General features: G+C 68.2%; 25 protein-coding genes. 11 read left to right on the top strand and 14 right to left on the bottom strand.

The annotated features are described in order from the left end of the window. Positions 1 to 312: 312 nt before the first annotated feature. Positions 313 to 1,014, top strand: a complete 702-nt coding sequence (locus ABZS61_RS08750) for a hypothetical protein (RefSeq protein WP_356417430.1) — start codon at positions 313 to 315, stop codon at positions 1,012 to 1,014. A 335-nt stretch (positions 1,015 to 1,349) separates the two neighbouring features. Here the strand turns inward: ABZS61_RS08750 and ABZS61_RS08745 are convergent, their stop codons facing one another. Further along, entirely contained in the window at positions 1,350 to 1,571 is a 222-nt protein-coding gene (locus tag ABZS61_RS08745) for a helix-turn-helix transcriptional regulator (RefSeq protein ID WP_356417429.1), read from the bottom strand. Beyond that, positions 1,571 to 2,062, bottom strand: a complete 492-nt coding sequence (locus ABZS61_RS08740) for a DUF2975 domain-containing protein (RefSeq protein WP_356417428.1) — start codon at positions 2,060 to 2,062, stop codon at positions 1,571 to 1,573. Before ABZS61_RS08740 ends, ABZS61_RS08745 begins: the two co-directional genes overlap by 1 nt. 357 nt (positions 2,063 to 2,419) lie before the next feature. On the opposite strand from ABZS61_RS08740, the gene ABZS61_RS08735 reads away from it, so the two are divergent. From ABZS61_RS08735 to ABZS61_RS08720, 4 genes are all read left to right on the top strand, one after another. Next, the gene (locus tag ABZS61_RS08735; RefSeq protein WP_356417427.1) at positions 2,420 to 2,839 is read left to right on the top strand and encodes a hypothetical protein; all 420 of its coding nucleotides are present in this window, start codon (positions 2,420 to 2,422) and stop codon (positions 2,837 to 2,839) included. 233 nt (positions 2,840 to 3,072) lie between these two features. Next, the gene (locus ABZS61_RS08730; protein ID WP_356417426.1) at positions 3,073 to 3,759 is read left to right on the top strand and encodes an SMI1/KNR4 family protein; all 687 of its coding nucleotides are present in this window, start codon (positions 3,073 to 3,075) and stop codon (positions 3,757 to 3,759) included. Between the two features lie 175 nt (positions 3,760 to 3,934). After that, entirely contained in the window at positions 3,935 to 5,125 is a 1,191-nt protein-coding gene (locus tag ABZS61_RS08725; RefSeq protein WP_356417425.1) for an FAD-dependent oxidoreductase, read from the top strand. A 10-nt stretch (positions 5,126 to 5,135) separates the two neighbouring features. Continuing rightward, positions 5,136 to 6,074: a sigma-70 family RNA polymerase sigma factor gene (locus ABZS61_RS08720; RefSeq protein ID WP_356417424.1), complete on the top strand. Its 939-nt coding sequence runs from the start codon at positions 5,136 to 5,138 to the stop codon at positions 6,072 to 6,074. A 233-nt stretch (positions 6,075 to 6,307) separates the two neighbouring features. On the opposite strand, the gene ABZS61_RS08715 is transcribed toward ABZS61_RS08720, so the two are convergent. From ABZS61_RS08715 to ABZS61_RS08705, 3 genes are all read right to left on the bottom strand, one after another. Then, positions 6,308 to 6,703 carry a hypothetical protein gene (locus ABZS61_RS08715; RefSeq protein WP_356417423.1) on the bottom strand — a complete coding sequence of 132 codons (396 nt, stop codon included), beginning with the start codon at positions 6,701 to 6,703 and terminating at the stop codon, positions 6,308 to 6,310. 172 nt (positions 6,704 to 6,875) lie between these two features. Beyond that, positions 6,876 to 7,652 (bottom strand): GPP34 family phosphoprotein, encoded by a 777-nt coding sequence (locus tag ABZS61_RS08710; RefSeq protein ID WP_356417422.1) that lies wholly within the window; start codon positions 7,650 to 7,652, stop codon positions 6,876 to 6,878. A 111-nt stretch (positions 7,653 to 7,763) separates the two neighbouring features. Beyond that, a complete protein-coding gene (locus ABZS61_RS08705; RefSeq protein WP_356417421.1) occupies positions 7,764 to 8,198 on the bottom strand; it encodes a pentapeptide repeat-containing protein in 435 nt (144 codons plus the stop codon). Positions 8,199 to 8,313: 115 nt separating this feature from the next. On the opposite strand from ABZS61_RS08705, the gene ABZS61_RS08700 reads away from it, so the two are divergent. Together ABZS61_RS08700 and ABZS61_RS08695 are read left to right on the top strand one after the other, a co-directional pair. Further along, positions 8,314 to 8,748, top strand: a complete 435-nt coding sequence (locus ABZS61_RS08700) for a VOC family protein (protein ID WP_356417420.1) — start codon at positions 8,314 to 8,316, stop codon at positions 8,746 to 8,748. A gap of 310 nt (positions 8,749 to 9,058) precedes the next feature. Beyond that, positions 9,059 to 9,763, top strand: a complete 705-nt coding sequence (locus ABZS61_RS08695; protein ID WP_356417532.1) for a 2-phosphosulfolactate phosphatase — start codon at positions 9,059 to 9,061, stop codon at positions 9,761 to 9,763. A gap of 94 nt (positions 9,764 to 9,857) precedes the next feature. Here ABZS61_RS08695 and ABZS61_RS08690 read toward each other — a convergent pair whose 3' ends face one another. The 3 genes from ABZS61_RS08690 to ABZS61_RS08680 all read right to left on the bottom strand — a co-directional run bounded on the left by ABZS61_RS08690 (position 9,858) and on the right by ABZS61_RS08680 (position 12,290). Next, positions 9,858 to 10,862 (bottom strand): MerR family transcriptional regulator, encoded by a 1,005-nt coding sequence (locus tag ABZS61_RS08690; protein ID WP_356417419.1) that lies wholly within the window; start codon positions 10,860 to 10,862, stop codon positions 9,858 to 9,860. 3 nt (positions 10,863 to 10,865) lie between these two features. Next, positions 10,866 to 11,537 carry a HEAT repeat domain-containing protein gene (locus ABZS61_RS08685; protein ID WP_356417418.1) on the bottom strand — a complete coding sequence of 224 codons (672 nt, stop codon included), beginning with the start codon at positions 11,535 to 11,537 and terminating at the stop codon, positions 10,866 to 10,868. 204 nt (positions 11,538 to 11,741) lie between these two features. Then, entirely contained in the window at positions 11,742 to 12,290 is a 549-nt protein-coding gene (locus tag ABZS61_RS08680) for a carbonic anhydrase (RefSeq protein WP_356417417.1), read from the bottom strand. A 548-nt stretch (positions 12,291 to 12,838) separates the two neighbouring features. Here ABZS61_RS08680 and ABZS61_RS08675 point away from each other — a divergent pair. Beyond that, positions 12,839 to 13,357, top strand: a complete 519-nt coding sequence (locus ABZS61_RS08675; protein ID WP_356417531.1) for a pyridoxamine 5'-phosphate oxidase family protein — start codon at positions 12,839 to 12,841, stop codon at positions 13,355 to 13,357. Positions 13,358 to 13,520: 163 nt separating this feature from the next. Here ABZS61_RS08675 and ABZS61_RS08670 read toward each other — a convergent pair whose 3' ends face one another. Both ABZS61_RS08670 and ABZS61_RS08665 read right to left on the bottom strand, forming a co-directional pair. Then, a complete protein-coding gene (locus ABZS61_RS08670) occupies positions 13,521 to 14,117 on the bottom strand; it encodes a hypothetical protein (RefSeq protein WP_356417416.1) in 597 nt (198 codons plus the stop codon). Positions 14,118 to 14,318: 201 nt separating this feature from the next. Further along, positions 14,319 to 15,059 carry a hypothetical protein gene (locus ABZS61_RS08665; protein ID WP_356417415.1) on the bottom strand — a complete coding sequence of 247 codons (741 nt, stop codon included), beginning with the start codon at positions 15,057 to 15,059 and terminating at the stop codon, positions 14,319 to 14,321. A 333-nt stretch (positions 15,060 to 15,392) separates the two neighbouring features. Between ABZS61_RS08665 and ABZS61_RS08660 the strand changes: the two genes are divergently transcribed. Continuing rightward, positions 15,393 to 15,725 carry a hypothetical protein gene (locus tag ABZS61_RS08660; RefSeq protein ID WP_356417414.1) on the top strand — a complete coding sequence of 111 codons (333 nt, stop codon included), beginning with the start codon at positions 15,393 to 15,395 and terminating at the stop codon, positions 15,723 to 15,725. Positions 15,726 to 15,832: 107 nt separating this feature from the next. Here the strand turns inward: ABZS61_RS08660 and ABZS61_RS08655 are convergent, their stop codons facing one another. The 3 genes from ABZS61_RS08655 to ABZS61_RS08645 all read right to left on the bottom strand — a co-directional run bounded on the left by ABZS61_RS08655 (position 15,833) and on the right by ABZS61_RS08645 (position 18,981). Beyond that, positions 15,833 to 16,078: a DUF2283 domain-containing protein gene (locus ABZS61_RS08655; RefSeq protein WP_356417413.1), complete on the bottom strand. Its 246-nt coding sequence runs from the start codon at positions 16,076 to 16,078 to the stop codon at positions 15,833 to 15,835. A 435-nt stretch (positions 16,079 to 16,513) separates the two neighbouring features. Next, complete coding sequence (locus ABZS61_RS08650) at positions 16,514 to 17,467, bottom strand: GNAT family N-acetyltransferase (RefSeq protein ID WP_356417412.1); 954 nt, start codon at positions 17,465 to 17,467, stop codon at positions 16,514 to 16,516. A gap of 386 nt (positions 17,468 to 17,853) precedes the next feature. Next, positions 17,854 to 18,981 (bottom strand): NADH:flavin oxidoreductase, encoded by a 1,128-nt coding sequence (locus ABZS61_RS08645; protein WP_356417411.1) that lies wholly within the window; start codon positions 18,979 to 18,981, stop codon positions 17,854 to 17,856. Between the two features lie 115 nt (positions 18,982 to 19,096). Between ABZS61_RS08645 and ABZS61_RS08640 the strand changes: the two genes are divergently transcribed. Together ABZS61_RS08640 and ABZS61_RS08635 are read left to right on the top strand one after the other, a co-directional pair. Then, positions 19,097 to 19,531 carry a MarR family transcriptional regulator gene (locus tag ABZS61_RS08640; RefSeq protein WP_356417410.1) on the top strand — a complete coding sequence of 145 codons (435 nt, stop codon included), beginning with the start codon at positions 19,097 to 19,099 and terminating at the stop codon, positions 19,529 to 19,531. Between the two features lie 393 nt (positions 19,532 to 19,924). Beyond that, positions 19,925 to 21,061, top strand: coding sequence for a PQQ-dependent sugar dehydrogenase (locus tag ABZS61_RS08635; RefSeq protein ID WP_356417409.1), 1,137 nt, complete (start codon positions 19,925 to 19,927; stop codon positions 21,059 to 21,061). 143 nt (positions 21,062 to 21,204) lie between these two features. Here ABZS61_RS08635 and ABZS61_RS08630 read toward each other — a convergent pair whose 3' ends face one another. Continuing rightward, complete coding sequence (locus ABZS61_RS08630) at positions 21,205 to 21,561, bottom strand: DoxX family protein (RefSeq protein WP_356417408.1); 357 nt, start codon at positions 21,559 to 21,561, stop codon at positions 21,205 to 21,207. Positions 21,562 to 22,002 lie beyond the last annotated feature (441 nt).

The raw sequence follows: 22,002 nt of genomic DNA, 5'->3' as shown, positions 1-22,002 counted from the left end.
ACGGGTAACACGTCCGCGCACAACAGGGCCCATCTGTGAGCTTTTTGTGCAGGGGTCAGTTTCCGCCACGAACGTACGGTCTCTGAACCCTGCCGCCCAGGAAGCCGGCAGGTCACCGTGCGGGCCTTCCGGTAGCCGGGTGGCCAGGCATCGCCGTCGGTGAGGCGACCGAGGGAGCGTTCGATCGGATGGTGCCGTCGGGGCACCTCCGCAGCCCGACGGCAAAGTGCGCCGGAAGGGAACCACGGCCTTGGGCGGGCTCGTGTCCTGGTAAGGGTGGAAGAGCAACCGGGCCAGGTTCGCGGGGGAATCATGCAGATCATCGAGGTGACCGGGTATGCCGTCCGATCTGCTGTGATCACCATGAGGCGGAGAGGGACACCACTTGAATTCGTGATCTTCCCGATGCTGCATGTGGCCTCGCCGACGTTCTACTCACAGATCCGGCTCAGGCTCAGGGAATGCGACCTCATAGTCATGGAGGGAATCCGAGGGAGATCGGTCGCAGTGAGCGCCCTCACGCTTGCTTACCGGTTCGCCCCACGTCGGCGGCGCAACGGTCTGCAGGAGCAGCGCGATGAGCTGCTCCTGTCCGAGGGCGCGGAGGTGATCCACCCGGATGTGACCGGGGCGGAGGCGAGCGCGGACCTGAAGACACTGCCGCGTGGGATGTACGTGATGCTCATGGTCACGGCTCCCGTGATGGGCCTGGTGTTCGCGCTGCGCGGTCCGCGCGCCTTCCTCGATGAAGACCTGGAGGTCGAGGATCTGCCGTCGACGCTGCGGGCGGAGATGGCGGCCGACGACCCGGTGATACACGCGATCACGGATCGGCGCGACCAGCGGTTGCTCGACGCGCTCGGCGAGATCCACACGGAGCGCGGCGACGAGCCGATCCGGGTGGCGATCGTTTACGGGGCCGGCCACGTCCCTGCGATCGTGTCTGGGCTGAGGAACCGTTACGGCTACCGGCCGCGTGAAGCGGAATGGGTGACCGTTCTCATCCCTGCGTAGATCACCGGGCGAGACCCCTTGCCGTGAAATCCGGTGGAGATGTTGTCGCAGCACAGAACCGGCCTCGTGGGGGGGTGAAGCCGTCCCGGTCGAGAAGGCGGACTGCTCCCGAAAGCCGAGCTCCCAACGACGAACCCCCCTGTCCGCGCTGGGAGGACGAGGGCTTGTGGTCGGGAGCTCACGTTCGCACGTCGCGACCGTTGACCAGCACGGTGCGGCGCGGTGCAGGTCGACGGAATCTGCCCAACAGGGTCGGGACGGTGCTTCCCGTGATCGGCGATCCGTGTCACGGGCCGGTGGTGCCAGGCGTTTCACTCCCCCCGCCCCGGGGCACGTCATTCGCCTGCGGCATCCTCGGCCTCCCAGCGCAGCAGGTCGCCCGGCTGACAGTTGAGCACCTCGCAGAGCGCGGCGAGCGTGGCGAAGCGCACCGCTTTGGCGCGGCCGTTCTTGAGTACCGCCAGGTTGGCGGGAGTGATCCCCACGCGTTCCGCGAGCTCGCCCACGGACATCTTCCGCCTGGCCAGCATCACGTCGACGTCGACGACGATCGGCATCAGATCACCACGTCCAACTCCGCCTGCATCTTCGCTGCTTCGACGTCGCGCGCGACAGCCTGGGCGAGCAGCATCCGCAGCACGAGAACGATGAGAGCGACCCCCAGTATGGCCAGGCCCACCCCGCCCATGATGACGGTGACGCCCGGGTCGTCCCGTTGGCCCGGCGCATTGATGGCCGTGACCGCGAACCACAGAAGGGCAGCCGCCACGATCGCGCCGATCACGCCGTTCACGTACCGGAAGGCGGTGTCGGAGAACACGGTTCCGCGTCGCACCATCGCCACCAGCCGCCACACGCAGACCAGGGCAACCTGGGCCGACACCATGCCGAGGACGGTGATCAGGCGCAGTGGGGTCAGTGGGAGCGACCCGTCCTCCGGGTCGCTCCCACTGACCAACACCCACACCATCAACACCTGCACGCACACCGTGCCGACGAACACCACCGCAAGCACGGCGCGCAGCGCACGCACTGCCAGCTTTCCCATGACCCACCCTTCCATCGAATGACGATGGTAATCTATCGAATATCGATAGATTGGGCAAGAACTGGGGCGAGAATGGGTAGCCGCTTTACGCCGTAGCGAGACGCAGCTCCCGTGGCGCGGCGCTCGTGCGCACCGTCTGTGCCCTGTCGAGGTCGACCTCACTTGAGCGCACGACGGACGCCACCCGTCCACGCCGGAACGGGCACCAGCACGGCAGTCCGTCCTGAACACCAGTGACCGCAGGCGGGAGCGGATCGCTTCAGACGCGTCCGCAGCAAGTCACGGCCCTGTAACCGCTACTCCACCCGGCCCCGCCTGCCACAGCATGAGTCCACTCGTGTCACACCAGGGGGAATCATGCGCATACGCACCACCGCGGCCGTCGCCGCCATACTCGCCGTCACCGTTGTCGGGTGCAGTAGCGACAACGGTGACGGCGACAACAAGACGGGCACCGTCAAGAAGACCGCACCCGAGGCGTCGAGTGCCGCAGACAGCAGTGGCACCGCCAAAGACGTCGACCTGCCTCCCGAGCCCACCGGCGCCGAACGGTCCGCCGTCCTCGAGGTAATTCACGACGTCAACGGCAACCTCGTCCACGACGAGGACAAGGCCATCGCCGCGGCTCGCAACCAGTGCGCGGCTCTCACTGGGGGCGCGACCGATCCTGACCACAGCGCTGCGCAGCGGTTCTCCTACGGTGGCATCACGCTGACCGACGACGACGGAAGCCACCTCAACTTCGGGCTGCGCAAAACGCTCTGCCCTGAATCCTGATCAGCCGCAACTCCGGCCCGGTCACGACCATACGTGGCCGGGCTTCGCTACGGCGGCCGGTGAAAGCGTGGCCACTCACCAGCGACGAGTACCGGCAGAAGTTTGAGCGTCGAGGAAGCGGACCCGGCGGCTGCGGCTGAGCGCTTCACTTGCCTGCGCGCGATCCGTGGCCTGGCAGCACGCGGCAGGGCCGGCAACCAGCCGGTGTCAGTGGCGGCGGATATGGTCTGCGCATGGTTGACCAGTGGGCAGGGATCCGCGAACGGGTCGGCGCGTTGGGCGCTCAGCCGACGAGCAGTGAGGTGTTCGGGTCGCTCGGGCACCGGTGGGCCTTGGAGAAGCCGCTCACCGAAAGCGGTCTCGCCGAGCTCGAAGAGCACATAGGCGTGAGGCTGCCCGAGGAGTACCGGGCCTTCCTCCTCCAGGTCGCTGCGGGCGGCGCCGGTCCCGCTTACGGCCTTTTCCCCGTGCGGCATGTGCAGAGCCGGTGGCGCTGGGAAGGCGACGGCGCCGACCTGGCCGACCTCTCCATGCTCGCCGAGCCGTTCCCTGACCAGGGTCCGGACCCCGAGGCGCTCGAGGAACTCCTGGCCCAGCGCCCCGAGGAAGAGGGGTTTGATGAGATCGAGGCCTTCGACGACGCCTTCGAAGCATGGGATGAGCAGTGGGGCGCCCTCTTGTTCGCGCCCGAGCGGACCGCCGGCGCCATCCCGATCTCGCATCTGGGCTGCGCCCAGCGGGAGTGGCTGGTCATCAGTGGCCGCCACCGAGGGACGATCTGGTCCGACGGCCGAGTGGACGACGTCGACCTCGTGCCACTCCTCGACGATGACAGGAAACCGGTGACCTTTGCCCGCTGGTACATGACCTGGCTGGAGCGGGCCGAGTATGCGGCACTGACGTCGCGTTCGGATACCTGACAACGTATCGAGGACCGCGTGAAAGCCGCTCCCAGCAAGCGATGCCTGCGGCTCCGGAGCGCCTGCCGGGCCCATCCACCCACCTCGATCAGTGACCCACGTCACATTCAGCTCCTGTCAGCAATCCGGGCGCTATCTCGTTCAAAGGGCACGCGAACGAGACAGGAGCAACGTCATGAAGCACCGCATCGTCGTACTCGGCGCCGGATACGCCGGGGCCTTCGCCGCCGGGAACCTGGCCCGTCGGCTCTCTCCGGCCGACACCGAGATCACCGTCGTGAACGCCGAGCCCGACTTCGTTGAGCGGATGCGGCTCCACCAGCTCGCGATCGGTCAGGACCTCGCCTTCAGCACGCTCGCCGACATATTCGCGGGCACCGGGGTAAGGCTTCGCCTGGCGCGCGTCACCGGCGTCGACCCCGGGTGCAGGACCGTCGCCGTGACCGGCGAGGAAGGCGATGGCGAGCTGGCCTACGACACACTTCTCTACGCGCTCGGCAGCTCCGTGGCCCACCACGGTGTTCCCGGCGTGACCGAGCACACCTTCGACGTGACCGGCCGGTCCTCGGCGCTGCGTCTGCGCGACCGCTTGGCCGGCCTGGGCGAGAGCGGCACCGTCCTGGTCGTCGGTGAAGGGCTGACCGGCATCGAGACCGCCACCGAGTTCGCCGAGTCCCGGCCCGACCTCTCGGTCTCGCTGGCATCCCGAGGCGAGCTGGGCGCCTGGCTCTCCCCCAAGGCCCGCCGTCACCTGAGGCAGGCCTTCGACCGACTCGGCATCACCGTCCACGAGCACACCAGCATCGAAGCCGTCGAGCCGACCATGGCGATCGCCGCCGACGGCACATCCATCCCGGCCGACGTGACCGTGTGGTCGGCCGGGTTCGCCGTGCACCCCGTCGCGGCAGCCAGCGGCCTGGAGGTCGCCGATACCGGCCAGATCGTCGTCGACCGCACCATGCGCTCGGTCTCGCACCCGGACGTCTACGCCGCCGGTGACAGCGCCTACGCGATCGGCCAGAACGGCCGGCCGCTGCCGATGTCCTGCGCCTCGGCCGGTTTCACCAACATGCAGGCGACCGCCGCGATCATCGCGCGTCTGACAGGCAGCAAGATCCCGACCACCGGGTTGAAGTATTACGGCAACCACATCAGCCTCGGGCGCCGGGACGCGATCTTCCAGATGGTGGACGGTGACGTCCGGGCGAAGTCCTGGTACCTGGGCGGCCGGACCGCCGCACGGCTCAAGTCTGGCGTGCTCAAGGGGGCGGGGTGGGGGATCGCCCACCCGACCTTCGGCATGCCCAAGCGCAGGCGCCGCCTGGCCGCCGCGCCCGACCGGGCCGGCGTGAGGGCCGCCGCATAGGCTGATCCGCATGGACAGCGCAGCCGTCGAGACGTTCGAGGCCGGCCGGGGCCGGCTGGCCTCGCTCGCGTACCGTCTGCTCGGCTCGGCCGCCGACGCCGAGGACGCCGTGCAGGACACGTTCCTGCGCTGGCTGGCCGCAGACCACGAGCGGGTCGAGGTGCCGGAAGCGTGGCTGACCAAGGTCGTCACCAATGTCTGCCTCGACCGGCTCAGATCGGCGCAGGCGCGCCACGAGCGAGTGGCCGGTGCCTGGCTGCCCGAGCCGCTCCTCGAGGGAGACCCGATGCTCGGCCCGGCCGACACCTTCGAGCAGCGCGAATCGGTCTCCTTGGCCGTACTGACCCTCTTGGAGCGCCTGTCACCCGTCGAGCGGGCCGTCTACGTCCTGCGTGAGGCCTTCTCGTACAGCCACGCCGAAATCGCCGGCATCCTCGACATCAGCAAGTCCGCGAGCCAGCAGCATGCCCACCGGGCCCGGATCCGGGTCGCCTCGGAGCGCCCCCGCGGCAGCGAGGCCGACCCCGCGTCCGCGCGCCGGGTCGTCGAGGAGTTCCTCGCGGCTGCCACGTCGGGGCGCACCGAGCGCCTGGTGGCGCTGCTCACCGACGACGTGACGGCGGTCTCGGACGGCGCCGGACTGAGCAAGCGGCTGTTGGAGTACAGGACGCGCGAGCGGGTCGCCTCCTTCGTGCGGGCCGGCTTCAAGCCCACACCGGCGAAGCGACGGTTGGCCGGCGGCTCGCCCTCGATCCATATCGCGCTGGTCAACGGCACCCCGGCCGTCCTGGCGGTGCTCGACGACCGGGTCGTCGGTGCCGTGGCGTTCGAAGTCCGGGACGGCAAGGTCGCGTCCCTTCGCGGCATCGCCGCCGCGGACCGGCTCGGGCGCCTCAGCGAGGTCTGGCGGCAGCACGAATCCGACGCGCCGGTCATCGACGCATGGTGACCAGAGAGATCGGAATCCAGTGACGCGGACGGCGCCCTTTCGTCCGGCCCCACAGTGCACAGCAGCGCCGGAGCAAAGACACGTCGGTTTCCCGAATCGGACTCGTCGCGCGGTTCGGATCTCTTTCGGCCGACCATCGCTCGAAGTCCCGACTGTTTCGGCGGCCGGGCCCGAACGGTCACGAGTACGACAAACCAGCTGCCCTTGCGGAGCAACTGTTCTGGTCGAAGCCCTCAATGAGTGGTTGTGAGGGGGTGGTGGCGGGCGCATGGCTTCGCGGGTGACCACGGGACCCAGGAAAGAGCCCCACGCCAACCGGGCCGCTCGCAGGCCCAGCCCTGGAGCACTTCAGCCACAGGTTCCACTGCGAAGACCCCGCGCCCGCGGGGTACCCATGTCTGGAAGTGCCTGTCCGGCCCTCCCTCGCGGTATTCCACCTGATAGCTCAGGTCGTCGTTGAGGAAGACCTGCATGTAGTGCTGGTCGGCAGATTCCAGATCGAGCCGCCACACGACGACGAATCGCCCTGCGAGGCTCAGGTCAGCAAGCAGGTCGTGCAACTGATCCTCGGACGGGTCGTCCCAGGCCGTCCCGTCCGCCTCAACTGCGCGAAGCACCCTTGTTTCCATGCGTCCGACTCTAGTAACGCACCCGGCTGTCAACCTTGGCGGGTTCTATTTGTCGAAGGAACGGGCAGTCGCACAACCACTCGTCACCCTCACGGTTCGGACCGCCCGAGCCCTCATCGCAGCCCGGTCCAGTGCCTCTGCCTCTGCCTCTGCCTCTGCCTCTGCCTCTGCCTCAGTCCGGGTGACTGCCCGAGCCGCTGTCGGACCAGCCGCCCGAGTCCAGGGAGTGGGCCAGCCCTTGGTCGCCGGTGGTGACGTCGGAGTAGAGGTTGGCGAGCTCCTTCGCGAGCTGGTCTCCGGGGAGGAAGGTCTGGGCGGCCGGAGCCCCGGCGTCTCCTTCGCCGAACGGGTCAGCGGCCTGCGTGGCGGCGAGGAGGGCGTCGGTCGCGGTCCGGGCGGCCAGGCGCCGCCGGGATGCGGCACCCCGCACACCGGGGTACACGGCAGGGGCGATGTCCGCCACCCGGACCAGGACGGCAAGCGCGAGGTCGCGCGGGTCGGCACGCGGCGTCCGGGGACCCGAGCGGGCCACCGCGTCAATACGGTCCAGCACGCCTCGGCGGCGGGGCAGGTCGACGGAGAGGATGTCGTGCCGGGTACGCCCGCCCGCGTCGCGTCGGCGGCGGGACCTCAGCGCCTTCTGGTCCTCCAGACGGGAGAAGTATTCGGTGACGAGGGACCGCGGCGTCAGGCGCAGCCAGTCGTGGAGGGAGGGCGGCGGGACGGTCCGGCCGAGGCCGAGCAGGACGTTGTTGAGGCGGCGGTCCTGGACGGGCGCGGGGTCGAGGATCTCGATCCGGCGCGTACCGAAGGCGATCCGGCCGGCCAGGCACAGTTCGGCCAGCTCCGCGGCACTCAGGGCGATCCGCAGCCGGCTCTCGGACCGAATCCGCGGATGCCTTCGGCCGGTCCCCACAGCGAGTAGAAGCAGCTCGTCCCCCATGGTCATGGGGTCACAGTAGGCGCGGACGTACTGCGGACGGGATACTTCCGCGACTGGCTTCCTCCCGGACTTCGGGGGGCTGATGAACCACCGGCACCTGGCCGGAGATTACGAACCTCACCCGTTCCCTCCACGCGCGGGTGGCCATCCGATGACGCCTTCTGCTCGGACATTGCGCAGGGACGCTCCCCCGAACCGGGCGCCGGTGACGTCGGTCAGCCCGAACGGAGGCATGCCGGTGTTCACGCTTCCGAACGTGGCGTCGGTCAGATCGGTGTCGCGCAGGTCAGCACCGCGCAGGTCGCATCCCGCGAGGCCGACCCCACGCAACGACGCCCCGCGCAGGTCTGCGCCTCTCACGTCACAGAACGTGAACCAGCACCCGTCCAGGGTGGCCTGGCGCAGGTCTGCCCCGGTGAACGAGCAGCGGGTGAAGCGCAGTCGAGACGTGCGAGCGGAAGCAAGGTTCAGGCCGGTGAAGTCCTCACTCTTCACAGCCGCGTACATGTGCAGCGCTGCAAGTCGTTGTCTCGCGGTCAGCGGCGTGGTCATGTGCGCCAGCGTCTCAGCCGGGTCGTTGCCCGTCGCCCGGATTTGCCGCAGTTCGCAGAACGCTTGAGGACGGGCTCGTGGCGACTACGAAGGATCCGGCCTCTATGGTGGACCGATGGCGTCGATCAAGCAGGTCCAAATCACCTTCGACTGCGCAAACCCTGAGCGTGTCGCTCGTTTCTGGTGCGAGGTGTTGGGGTACGTCGTACCGCCGCCCCCGGAGGGTTTTGCTACGTGGGACGACTTCAACAGCTCGCAGCCGCCTGAGGAGCGGAATTCATGGTTCGCGTGCAGTGATCCCTCGGGTGTGGGCCCTCGGCTGTACTTCCAGCGCGTTCCCGAGGGGAAGGTCGTCAAGAACCGGCTGCATCTTGATGTGCGGGTAGGCACCGGGCTCGTGGGTGAAGAGCGTCTGGCCGTGCTCGAGGCGGAATGCGCGCGGCTGGTCCCGCTCGGCGCGGTACGTGTGCGGCTGCTGCTTGCCGATGACGACAACGAGTCGTGCCTCGTGATGCAGGACGTCGAGGGCAACGAGTTCTGTCTCGACTGAGTGCCGGGAACAGGGCACCTTCCGGGTCGGATGCGCGCCCACACCCCGACGTAGCCAGTATGTCCGGCAAGAGACAGCGCAGGTGGCGAGTTCGGCCTTGCGCTCGTCGAAGTACTCATCCCACTCATTCGGTTCGGCTGTGGCGCCGTCATGAACCGTGTGGGTGACCCATCTTGCCCCCGAGCGGGCTTTTCCGTTGCGGACTGCTTGCGCAACTGAGGCAGCCGGAGTGTCGCCCTCCGCGGTTGTCGCGGTGATGCGCACCAAAATCAGGGCGCTTCGGTGTCGGGGGTGCACGATCATGACCGGCATGGACACTCGTTTCCTCGGTATCCCCGATCTGGTCGAAACCCCGCCCGTGGCGGTCGTGGTCGACGTCATGCGTGCTTTCACCGTGGCTGCCTGGGCCTTCGCCCAGGGCGCGGAGAAGATCGTTCTTGCTGAGTCACTGGACGAAGCCCTGGCCCTCAAGGCCCGCCACCCTGATTGGGTGGCGATCAAGGATGGTCCGTCCGCGCCCGGGTTCGACACCGTCAACTCGCCGGGCATGCTGCGGTCCATCGATCTCGGCGGACGGACCGTTGTGCAGAAGACCACTGCAGGGACGGTAGGTGCACTTGCGGTCAAGGATGCGTCGCTGGTGCTGTGCGCCGGCTTCGTGGTGGCGGAGGCAACGGCTCGGCTCCTTCGGACGCGTGGGAGCGCCGGCGTCACGTTCGTGGTCACTGGCGAAGACGGACGGGCCGACGAAGACCTGGCGTGCGCTCAGTACATCGCTCGAAGAGCCGCTGGGGCCGAGACGGATGCTGCCGAGTTCCTCCGCCGCGCTGCCGCGTCGCGCGCCGCAGCCGAACTCGCGGAGGGCGTGCGCCAAGGAGTCCATCCCGATGACGTCGCGCTCTGTCTCGAGCTCGACCGGTTCCCTTTTGCCATGGTGGCGAGTTTGGAGGCCTCACTCATGGTCCTGCACCCACACCCACTGTCTCCACAGCCTGCCGAGGACCCGGTCCGATAGCTGCTGAGGTTCTGTGCTCAGGGTCGGGGCCGGGTGCGGCGGGGACGTGACGGCGGAACTTGGCCGAGCCGGGTGAGATCGGCAGACCGGTCCGTCACCGTGCGTCGCGTAGCTGAAGAAGGTACGCCGCAGTCACCGCAACAGCACGGTCCACGTCGTGCGACAGCTCCTCGAGTGCCCGTGACGCCCTCGTCCCCGGGATGCCCGCCAGCGCCTGGGTCAACCGTCCACGTGCAGGCGCTTCAGCCGTGTCGTGGGAGAGGCGGTCGATGAGGCCGGTCGCGATCTGATCCGCCGTCGCGGTGTCGCTCGCCAGCACGCTCAGTGCGTCGGCTGCATCGGTGTCGTTCCTTCCCTCCACGATCATGTCGATGAGCGTCGGAACCGCATCGGCCGTGCCACGTGCCCCGAGCGCCAGAGCCGCATACCCGCGGACCACGGCGTCGGGGTTCGCGAGGGCGTCCCGCAGCCCCGCGGCGGCATCGCCGTCGGGCATCTCGGCGAGGGACTGAACGGCACGCTCCCGCACCGCCGCCGCAGGTGAGCGGAGGCCCTCCGCGAGCAGTGCCGAGCCGCCCTCGCCCGATCGCGCCAGCGCCCATCGCAGGGCCCCGGCAACGTTCGGGTCCGTCTCGCTCAGTGCCGCCTCGACCAGGGCCTCCACCGGCACCGGAACCTCGCCGGCCGAGGAGAGAGCCGCGCGCTGGCGCGCGTCGGCACTCTTCGATCCGAGTGCCTGGAGGAGCACGACGACCTGGAGGACGTCCTCCCAGCCGGCAGGGTCCGCTGCGTCGATCCGGCGCAGCCGTGTGAGCAGTTCGGTCTCCGCGGCGATGCGTTCGCGTGTCTGACGGATGAGGTCGCCGACGAGCACCGAGGGTGCGAAGCCGGGGTCGTCGAGCGCGCGCCCGATCTCACGCAGTGACAGACCCAGCGACCGCAGGCTTTCGATGTGGAAGATCCGCCGGATGTCCTCGCCGGAGTACTCCCGATAGCCGGAGCCGGTACGGCCCGAAGGACGCACCAGACCCAGCGACTCGTAATGCCGAAGCATGCGGGCACTGACCCCGGACCGTCGCGCCACCTCACCGATCAACACGCCCTATCGTCCCTCCTCGGCGGACCCGCCGAGTGCCACGACGCGCTTCGCCTCCTCGATGGCGGACTCGAATCCGGCGTCCGGGTCGCGCAGAAGTCGTTCCGTGGCGAGCGCGTGCGCCCGCGTGCGCGGATCGGTGGCCGTCGTCGCAGCGAGCAGAGCAGACACAGTCGACTCACCCAGGGCGACCAGGGCCCGGCTGAGACTCAGCTGCGTCTCCCGCCCGCCGCGCCCGAGCTGCGTCGCCAGCACCGTGGCCAAGCCGGACTCCTCGCCTTCCGGTACGAGTACGACCGCGGCCCGCCAGGCGCTCCGCGCCACCTCTTCGTCGGCGTCGGACAGGAGCGTTCGCGTGATGGCCGGCCACGCCTGCGGGTCCCCGATCTTGGACAGCGTGTGCAGGGCCTGGCTCCGTGCCTGCCCCCGCTGCGACCGGACTTCCCGCAGCAGCTCGGGAAGCGTCATGGCCACAGGGTGCCGGGTGAGTGCCCAGGTCAACATGTCGCGGACGAAGAACTCGGGCTCGACCGCACAGCGCTCGATGAGCTTGGCGACGAAGCGCGGGTCGGGCGTCGTACCGGCCGCCAGAGCAGCCCGCAGTCGCACGGACGAACGATCGTCCTCCAACCCCAGGAGAACCCGTACCGCATCCGTGTCCTGATTCGTGATCGTCATCGAGACCACCTCCTTGGCAAGGAGTGAAGACCCTGTCACGGTGTCAAGGTCAAACCGGTCCGCTGCTGTGAGCGCCACTCGCCTGCTGCCTCCCGAGCGTGCCCCCGGTCGGCGTGGCGGTCCTGTTCACAGGGCTGCGCCTGCCGTGCTGCGGGACTGGAGCGAACTCCGGGGTGGCAGCGCCGTCCGACTCGTCCGACAGGTTCATGAAGGCGCGCCGCCCAGGACCTCCACCTTGCCGGTGTCGAGCGAGTAGTAGGCGCCGACCACGGCAAGTTCGCCCTTTCCCACGAGGGGGGCGAGGTCGCTGTTGGAGCGCAGGTCGGCAGCGGTCGACGTGACCTGGGCGCGGGCCATGGCCTCGACCGGGTCCGCGCCGCCTTCCTCGGCTGCCCGTTCGTATGCGGGGCGCAGAGCTTCGACGATCGCCTGCAGGTTGCCGGGCAGCGGCTTGCTGTCACGAATGGATTCGTACGCTGCCTTGATAGCGCCGCAGCGTTGGTGGCCGAGGACCACAATGAGGGTGGTGCCACTGGTCATGGGCCCGTACTCCACTGAACCGGTGACCACCGGGCCGATCGCCTCCCCGCCCGTACGCATCACGTAGAGGTCACCCAACCCCGTGTCGAAGAGGAGCTCAGGCGGCACACGGGAGTCGATGCACGAGAGGATCGCGCCGAAGGGTTCCTGCTCCTGGGCCAGGAGCTGACGCCGGTCCGGATCCCGGTCGGGGTGCTGAAGGTTTCCGCTCACCCATCGCCCGTTACCTTCCATCAGCCTCGCGAAAGCCGCGGTGGGCGTGGTCGGGCGCGGATTCGGCGAAGCTCCCGCCGCCGCCGGGGCCGCCCTTGTCGGCGAGCACCCTGCGTGCGCCACGGTTGCGCCCGCAAGGTCACCGCCCAGCCACCCACGATCCGTACGGCGTCCTGCTCTGTTCACCGGATTCCCCTCGATGCCGCCCAGACACGTCCCTGTGCCTCGACCAGGGGCAATTGTTCAGCGTGGCGCGGGCGACCTGACACAGGCGCAAGCGGGAGCGGGCTGCGTTGCCACAGACGGCCCACAGACCCGGCGCACACCGACTACTGGTCGGTGCTCGAGGCCCGGAGCGGGAGCGGTGGGGGTACGTGCCTCGCCAGTCACTCGGAACGCCGAGCTTCGGGGAGGCATGGAGTTCACAACGCGCCCGGTGGAACGCCGAGTTTCGAGGACTGAGTCGGGCAAACGGTGACCCCCTGTGCAGTGCTACTTCGTCGAAGGCTGGGACATCCGGAAAGGGTCGAAGCGTGGGACACTCGATCATGCCTGTGACCAACGAGTGGCTGGCCGGCCCGTCCCCGACGAAGCGCCTCGATCGGGAGCGACTGGAAGAGCGCATACTCAACCTCCTGTCTTCGCAGAACATGTGCGTGATCGCGACAGCAGGCCCGAATGGGCCGCTCGCGACGCCTGTGCGGTACTTCCACCTCGACTTCGCCCTCATGTTCAGCACGGCTCTGGCGTCGCCGAAGATGAAAAACATCGCTGTTGATCCGCGGATGTCAGTGGGCATCTTCGCCCCGCTGGTCGGGCAGGCCAGCAGTCGAGGGGCTCAGGTCTTCGGGCGGGCTCGCGTTCTGTCGGAGGAAGACCCCGGTTTCGCGCACTACTGGCCTGCATTCCGCTGGCAATCCGACCACGTCGAGCGGTCGCGCGCGCTTGACGAACCTCCGTCCGGACCTCTCGTGGTGGTCGAGGCGGAGCGGATCGTCTATACCGAACACTGGCTGCGGCGCGAAGGGTTCGCGCCGCGTCAGTTCTGGAACCGGGCGGGCCGATAGCGGGTGCGCGAGCCGGTCGGACGTCGGCGCAACCGACCTGGCGGCGTACTCGGCGACGCGGCGTACTCGGCGTACTCCTGTCGCGCCGACCGCGCCGACCGCACCTACCTGCGGAGACGGCAAGCGCCTCCCGTCGCGGCCCGGAGTGCTGGTGTCTCGGCGCTCAGCGAAGACCGCGCTTGTCGCGTTCGGCTTCGGTCAACTTCTCCATGAGTTCCTCAGGGTTCACCGTGGGCGTGGTGTCATCGAGGGCGTCGTAGTCCTGGGTGCTCAGCGGTAGGCCGAGCTCGGCGAGTTCGGCCGCCAGTTGTGTGAACGCTATTCGCTCGTCGGGCTCGTCCTGGTAGCTTGCCTGCTCGGCTGCGGACCCCTCGGTCAGGGTGAGGCCGACCATGTCCCAGTAGGTGAACTCGGTGTCCAGCTCTACGAGATGCCAGGCGCGGTCCTCGGGTTCGTCAGGGTGCAGCCAGTAACCGATCCACCCCTTTCCACCCTTCGCCACCAGTTTGACGTACGTGGCCATCTCCGCGGCTGCGGCGTTGACGGCCTGCATCTCCGGGTCCGCGAGTTCCTTTCCGCTCAGGTAGCTGGTGTCCAGGAGCGGGTGGACCTCACCCGCCTCGAAGAAGTCGAGGTGGAGGAGACGGGTGAAGTCGGTGCGGCCTTCCCACTGCGCCACCAACAACACGCGCAGATCGTCGGGTATGGGGCGGCCGTCCAACCGGTCGCGGGAGAACTCGGCGAGCCGCTCATCGCACATACGGCGTCTCCAGACGTCGAAGCAAGATCCTCGCGTCAACGTAACAGCCGCGTCTGACAAGGTGCCGGGATGCCGAAGAGTGCCGACCCGCCCCATGATCCGGACGCGGAAACGGTCCTGGAGCCTGTCCGCGCGATGATGCGTGGGTTTCCGCCGGGCAGCCGCGGGGCCGGTCTCCGTGGGTCGGCCCGGTCCGTCGACTCAGGAGTGACAGAGCAGGTCGAGGACGACGGCCTGGGGGTCGAGGTCGTCGAGATAGCGGTTGGCTTGTTCCCAGTGGCCTTCGGTGTCCGCGTCCGTCCACTCGCCATCGAGGGTGACCAGAGCGAAGCCGGGCACGGCGCACCGGACCGACCACAGCCGGGCATCGTCGTGTTCCTGCGCGAAGTACGCAACCGGGTCGTTGAGCAGGAACGACGTGTCGAAGTGCGGATCCCCTGCGACGGCCCGCTGCGCCACGTCCTGCACCAGCGGCTGGGCCAGATGATCCTTCCTGGCGTCGGCCAGGGGGTACCTTGCGGAGTCGGCCTCGTGGCGAGCGAGGAAGTCGGCGAGCGGGCGGGCCGGCGGGTGTATCGCGGTCAGCTCGGTCCAAGCGGCGAGCAGGGCGTCATGCTCGCGTGCCGCTCGTCTCCGCATACCGTCGAAGTCGAGCAGACCCCGGGGCCCCCCGTAGCATTCCAGCGGCCCGAGGGCTTCGAGCTTGCTTTTCCTGCGCGGCACGGTTGAGGCCGTGACGAGCTTGCGGTCGCCGTCGTGCTGAGGCAGCACGAGGTAGGCATTGCCCGTGCTGGAGTGTATGGCCCACCGATCCCAGTGGCCGACGGGATTCCATTCCTCGGTGAGGTTGACGTCGTAGGGGGCCATGACGGCGGCTACGGCTTGGGGAACCTTCCGAGGAGCGGTCGGCGGCAGGCACACAGTGGCGAAGAACTTGGTCATACCCAGGAGCGTAAGCCGTGGGATTTGTCCGCCCGTACGGCTGTCACGTCGGCGGATCGCTGTTTCAGCCCTGGGGCGGGTGGACCGACAGTTCCGGAGCGGGAGCGGGAGCGGCCGCGGCCGTTCCCGCCTGTGGGCAACGACCGTTGCGGTAGGTGCCGGATCACCGGCAGGTGATCGACGGAATCTGCACCGGGTACAGACCGGCATCGACTGGCGCGACCTGCCGGAACGGGGCAGGCCGTGGACATTCGCCCGCAAGCGGCGTCGGCACCGCCGCAGCCGTCATCATCTGGCCCCGGACATGATCGACCGGCATGGTGTGATGAACCGGTGAACGGAGAGAATGAGCCCGAAGCCGTCGTGACCCGCTTGTGGCAGGAACACCTGCAGGCGCCGTTCCCCGCTGGACTTGCCGGCGCGGAGCGGGCGGCCATTGACCTGGTACTCCTCGACGCCGACATCTCTGGGTGCGTATCCACCTGGCGAAACAACAACGGTCACCTCGATGTGGAACGCCGCAGGATCCTGCACACCTGCATCACCGACATGGAACAGGTCCTGCCGTTGCTCAGCGCAACAGACAACCCCCCGTACTGGCAGCGCCTCCACCTACTGGCTCGACTCGTATCCGAAGCACATGCACGACCCCCCAAGTGCAACTGAGCAGTGGCGCGGTATCGCCATGCGCACCGACAGGCTGGCCGTGCACTGAGCCTTTTCCAACCTGCGGCAGAGCGCAGCGGGTGGCGCGATCGCCGTGCTTGACTGCTTCATTTTCCGTCGGCATCCAGCCGTTCCGCGGACTTGAGCAGGTACTCGGGCAGTTTTGAACTGGCCGCCAACACCTCGATGCCGATGAGGCGGCCGTGCTCGTCGAAGTCGAGGTTGATCATGCCGTCGACGTCCACCGGTTCGCAGGGATACGTGTGCGCAGACCGTACGCGGACCTGGGGTTCGGTGAAGTACACGTACGCTGCGTCCACGGACTTGTCGTAGGTGACGTTGACCTCTGTCACAGTGAACCACTTTCCAATCCGGTTGACTTGTTGAGCAGTTGGGCTGACAACGTGGTGAACCCCTTGGTAGATGGGGTTTCGACCAAGAGAACCGTCTCCACCAGAGGCTTCACAAGATTCTTTTTCCCCTCCGGCGTGGACGAGTCCACCTCTTCCCGACCCTCGTCCGTTGCGAGAGCGGCGACGTTCTCACCCGGTGGGGAAACCCGTGAGTCCTGAGAAACGACGAGGTCAGAGTTCTGACTGCTGAAGCAGTCTGCTCACACCAGCCTCGCATCCACTCCGAGTCGAGCCGCTCGCCGGACACGCTCATCCCTTTCCCCACGTCGAGTTCTCCTCCCCCGAACTCTTGTGCTTCGCCCGAGCAGGGGCGCCCTTCCATCAGGTCGTCACCCGAGCCGAATGGGCTCGACGGGCTGCCCGAACGACCGGTCCTCAGCCCGCGGTCTTGGTCCTGATGAGCGGCGCGTCTCGCATGAACTCCCGGAATCCGACGCCGTAGTACAGCCCGCGCGCCTGCGGATGACCCGGCGCACCCAAGCAGGCGACCCACGCGCGAGTGGCTCCCGCCGCCCGGGCGAGATGCATCCCGTGGAGGAGCATCGCCCTTCCCAGCCCGAGACGCCTGTAGTCCGGATGCGTTCCGACCGGTTCGAACTCAGCTGTCTTGTTCGCCTCGTCGAGCCACATGATCGTCGAGGACGCCATCGTTCCGTCCGGCGCCTCCACCAGGATGTGCAGGTCGCCGCGATAGGCCGCAGTCTGCCGGACGCCCTCGTAGCCCTCGGCCGTGTACGTCGAGGGAGCCCAGGCGTCGAGATGGGCTTGGACCGCGGCCTTCGGCCCGGCCTCGGCGGCGGTGCGGAAACGGAACCCTTCTGGCAGTACCGCCTGTTCCAGGTCGGTGAGGTCGCGCTGATTGAGCTGGGTCCAGGAGCCGGCGTCGCCGAGCGAGTCCGGGTCGGTCCCGTAGCCGTGCGCCGCCCATCGCTTCAGGGCGAACTCGTCGGCGGCGCTCGGCATCACCGTACGCTCGCTGCCCGCCGCCGTACCGTCGTACCAGTCGATGACCTCGTCGACGAGCCCGGCGTGGTCGGGGTGTACCTGATACGCCAGATAGGCGCCGCTGATGTCCCTCACCGACCCGTCGCTCCGCCTCACCCGGTGCGGAAGCCACGCCCAGCTCCACGCCACCAGATCCCCACCGGAGAACCACAGGCGACGCGGCCAGTATGCGCCGTCGGCGGCGTGTCCCTTGCCCCAGTTCCAAGCCAACTCACCGAATGTCGCGTCGCTGTTGACGAGGTCCGGGCGGGTGGCAGTGACACGCTGCGCGAGGCCCTGCATGAGCTGGACGTCCGCGGCGGTCACACGCTCAAATTTCGGCATGGTGCGCCACTGTGCCAGGACTCCACAGGGTCGTCGAAAGGTTTTCCGGGCACCGCCTCCCACGGCAGCCGACAGCACAACACGCCGAACATGCGTGTGTGCGCTGTCGGCGCTGCTGAAGGTCGGTGCCGACTCCGGGAGTACGGACGAGGAAGCCGGTGATCCTTCGCGCTCCGGGTATGCACGTAGGATCACCGGCTGCCGCCTGCCTGCGGCTATGTGCCGCCGCCAGGGGTCTGCGGCTCCCCGCGCGACAGCTGCCTGCCGGCCGAGCCCCGGTGTTCGGTTTCGGCTTCCGCCCTGCCCGCTTGTACTGGCGGCGGGTCCGCGTCGCGGGACTAGGTGTACTGCCCAGGGACGTTGGTCAACCTGGCAGGGCAGTGCACCTAGCTCAGCGTCTTCAACGCCGCCGCGTCGTACGGCTTCATCCCGTCGACCTGGCCGGCCAGGACCTTCGCCGCCCACTCCGGGTCCTGGAGCAGTGCGCGGCCGACGGCGACCATGTCGAACTCGTCGCGCTCCAGGCGGTCGAGGAGATTGTCGATGCTGCCGACCGCAGCCCCCTCGCCCGCGAACGCGCGGATGAAGTCGCCGTCGAGGCCGACCGAGCCGACGGTGATGGTGGGCCTGCCGGTGAGCTTCTTGGTCCAGCCCGCCAGGTTGAGGTCCGAGCCCTCGAACTCAGGGAGCCAGTAGCGGCGGGTGGAAGCGTGGAAGGCGTCGACGCCGGCCGCGGCGAGCGGGGCCAGGATCGCCTCCAGCTCCTCCGGGGTCCGGGCGAGCCTCGCACCGTACGCCTCCTGCTTCCACTGCGAGAAGCGGAAGATCACCGGGAAGCCGGGCGAGACGGCCTCGCGGACCGCTGCCACGATCTCGGCCGCGAACTTCGTACGGGCCACGGGGTCGCCACCGTAGGCGTCGGTACGACGGTTCGTCCCCGCCCACAGGAACTGGTCGAGGAGGTAGCCGTGGGCACCGTGCAGTTCGACGCCGTCGAAGCCGATGCGCTCGGCGGCCACGGCGGCTTCGACGAACGCGCCGATGACGTCGTCCAGGTCCTGTCGGGTCATCGCCTTGCCGGTGCCCTCGGTGCCGTCGACGCGGATGCCGGAGGGTCCGACAGCCGGGGCGTCCGCGTAGGGTGCATCACCCTGCTTGCGCACCATGCCGATGTGCCAGAGCTGCGGGACGATCGTGCCGCCTGCCGCGTGCACGGCGTCGGCGACCTTCGACCAGCCTGCGAGTTGATCCTCACCGTGGAATCGCGGCACACGGTCGCTCTGCCCGGCCGACTCGTGGCCGACGTAGGTCCCCTCGGTGACGATCAGGCCCACACCCGCGGCGGCACGGCGGGCGTAGTACGACGTCACGTCCTCACCGGGGACGCCGCCCGGGGAGAACATGCGCGTCATCGGCGCCATCACGATGCGGTTCGGGACGGTCAGGCCGTTCAGCGTGACGGGCCGGGACAGGATCTCGGCCGCACGGTGGGCCGAAGACGCGGTGACGGTCACGGAGGTGCTCCTCGCAGGTACTTGATAACGTTGATGGTTGATAACCTCAAGCAATGAGAAGACGGTAGATCTAAATATTTGAGATTGTCAAGTTTCCTGGGGTAAAGTGGCTCCCATGACAGGAACTGCCCGCGTCGACACAGCTCGGCTCATGGAGCTGCTCTCGGTGTCCCTCGGCGCCTACTACGGCGAGTTCACGGTCGCGGCAGCCAGCGAGAACCTCACCGCGAGCCAGGGCAAGGCACTGACCGTGCTGCGCCGGGGCCCCGCCGCGATGCGCGCCCTGGCCGACACCCTCACCTGCGACGCCTCCAACATGACCGGGATCGTCGACCGACTGGAGAAGCGCGGCCTGGTGCGCCGCGAACCCAGCCCTTCGGACCGGCGCATCAAGAACGTCCTCCTGACCGCGGATGGCGTGCGCGTCGCCGACACGATTCGCGCGAAGATGCGCACCACCCAGGAGGGTCTGGACAGGCTCAGCGACGAGGAGCGGGAGTCCCTCCACACCCTGCTGGAAACAGTCTTCGTCCCCCGGTCCGGCTCCTGAAGCGGGGGCGTGCGACCGACGCCGAGATACGTTCACACTTCCACGGCCGCGGCGACCTGCTGCCGGCCGAACCCTTCCCGCCTCCCGCCTCCCCGCCCTCCTGACGGCGTGAAGCGTTCGACCAGGAACGCGGTCCACCGGTCACAGCGGCATGCGTCCACCGGCCACAGGGGCGTGCGTCCGCCCGCCCGCCGCAGCGGCGTCCGCCGGTTCGGTGCGAGGCAGATGGACGCCGCCTTGGTCTATACCAACCATCGCTGTCCCAGTATTCTCATGCGTGGCCAGGAGCACACTCTTCCCCCCACCCAGGTTGCGTGTTGGCGCGGGCGACCCCACCTGTCTCTCCCCCGGGCAGCCGGGTGACCTCCCCATGCGCCGCCTCTAGGAGTCACGGTGAAAATTCGCACCAGAAGCTCGGCGATCATCGGCGCCATCTGCCTCGTGGCTTCCCTCGCCTTGACCACGGCGTCCGCCGACGAGCCCGCCGCGCCACGTCAGGCAGCGAAGGTCACGCTCAAGAAGGTCGCCACGGCCCAGAATCCGTCAGCCGGAACCGCGGGACCCGGTGGCACGGTCTGGATAGCCGAACGTGCGGGCACCGTAAGGGTCTTGGGCGCAAAGGGGCTCGGTGAGCCCGTCCTCGACATTTCCGGTGAGACCACCACCGATGGCGAACGCGGTTTGCTGGGCGTCGCGTTCGACAAGAGGTTCGCGCACTTCTACATCTCGTTCACGAACCTTGAAGGAACCAGCACCGTCGACGAGTTCGCCGTACGGGGCGGCAAGATCCAGCCGAACACCCGACGCACCGTCCTCACCCAGACGCAGCCCTACTCGAACCACAACGGCGGCGACATCAAGTTCGGCCCCGACGGCTACCTCTACATCGCGTTCGGCGACGGCGGCGCGGGCGGCGACCCGCACGGCAACGGGCAGAACCTCGACACACTGCTCGGCAAGATGCTGCGGATCGACCCGAGCGGCGGTAAGCCGTACGCGATCCCGCCGGACAACCCGTTCGTCGACGACCCCGACGCCAGGGACGAGATCTGGGCCTACGGGCTGCGCAACCCGTGGCGGTTCTCCTTCGACGCGGGTACCGGCGACCTGCTGATCGGTGACGTCGGCCAGAGCGACTGGGAGGAGATCGACTGGGCCCCGGCAAGCAGCAAGGGCGGTGAGAACTACGGCTGGTCCCAGATGGAGGGCACCCACCCCTTCCGGGGCGCCACTGAGCCTGCGAACCACGTACCGCCGGTCCACGAGTACGACCGCACCGGGCTGGGCTGCTCGGTGATAGGCGGATTCGTCTATCGAGGCAAGGCCATCCCCGACCTCAAGGGTCAGTACGTGTTCAGCGACTACTGCGACGGCACCGTCCGCACCCTGCATATGGAGAACGGCAAGGTGACCGGCGTGAGTGACCTCGGAGTCAACGGCGGCGAGACCGTCTCGCTGGTGCAGGGCTGCAAGGGCGAGCTGTACGTGCTCGGCATAGCCGGCAGCATCTCCCGCATCGACCCGGCGTAACGACCACCGGATATCGAGGCCGTCGACGGAACGGCATGCGGCCCCCGGCTTGACCGGATCACCTCAGGGTTCTCCTGACCGCTGGGGGCCGCTTTCGGGGGTCGGGCCGGAGTCGGGCCTCTGTGCCGGACTCCGAGCCCCGACTACCAGGCGCCGTGGTGGGCGAGGCCCAGTGCCAGGACGGCCACCGCGGTGAGGAGGAACACGATCCCGCCCACGATGTTGCGGGAGCCCACCCGAAGGTGGGCAATGATCGCGCCGACGAAGTACAGCACGAGGCCCGAGGCGGCGAGAGTCCCCAGGAGGGGCACGGCCGGCCCGGCCAGCAGACCCACGGTGCCCGCCGCCAGCAGCATGCCCAGCACCGGCACCCACTTCCGGGGCAGCCCTTTCATGTCCGCCTGGGTCTTGGGGTATTCGTGGCCGATCAGGTAGGTGACGGCTGCGGCGCCGTTGAAGAGCACGCCGAGGATGGTGACCGTGACATAGGCGGCGAACACGATTTCTCCGTTTCTGTGGTGCGAAGCGTTGCTGAGCAGTCCGTCGCGGGATGCCGCTCTCCTGCATGACGAACCATCGACTCGTTTTCGTGACACCGGGTGGGCAGCCGGGCATGCCGGCGCTCTCGACGCAGCCAGTTGTCCGCTGAACACCCCCGCGGGCGAAGGCGCTGTCGGGGCTGGGATCGGTGCTTCTCCTGCGTTGAGGCAGGTGGCCCGTCGGCGGCACCTCCGGCAAGGTAGCGACAGCAGATGACGGCCGCGGCATGTCAGTGAAAGCAACGAAGTGCTCGGCCTTGCCGCATTCGTGATGACCTCCTGGGCATGAGGGGGGAAGCCTTCGAGGTCGAGGAAGTTGCGGACGGCGACCAAGTCGTGGAGCCGCTGCGACTTCCTCGGTGCGATCAGGAGTCGGCCACGCGGCCCTGTCGCGCCAGGCGA

It is taken from the genome of Streptomyces sp. NPDC005566, from assembly GCF_040605575.1.
GTDB lineage: Bacteria > Actinomycetota > Actinomycetes > Streptomycetales > Streptomycetaceae > Streptomyces.
Note: the sequence above shows the minus strand (reverse complement) of the source record. Positions and strands in the feature narration are given on the sequence as shown.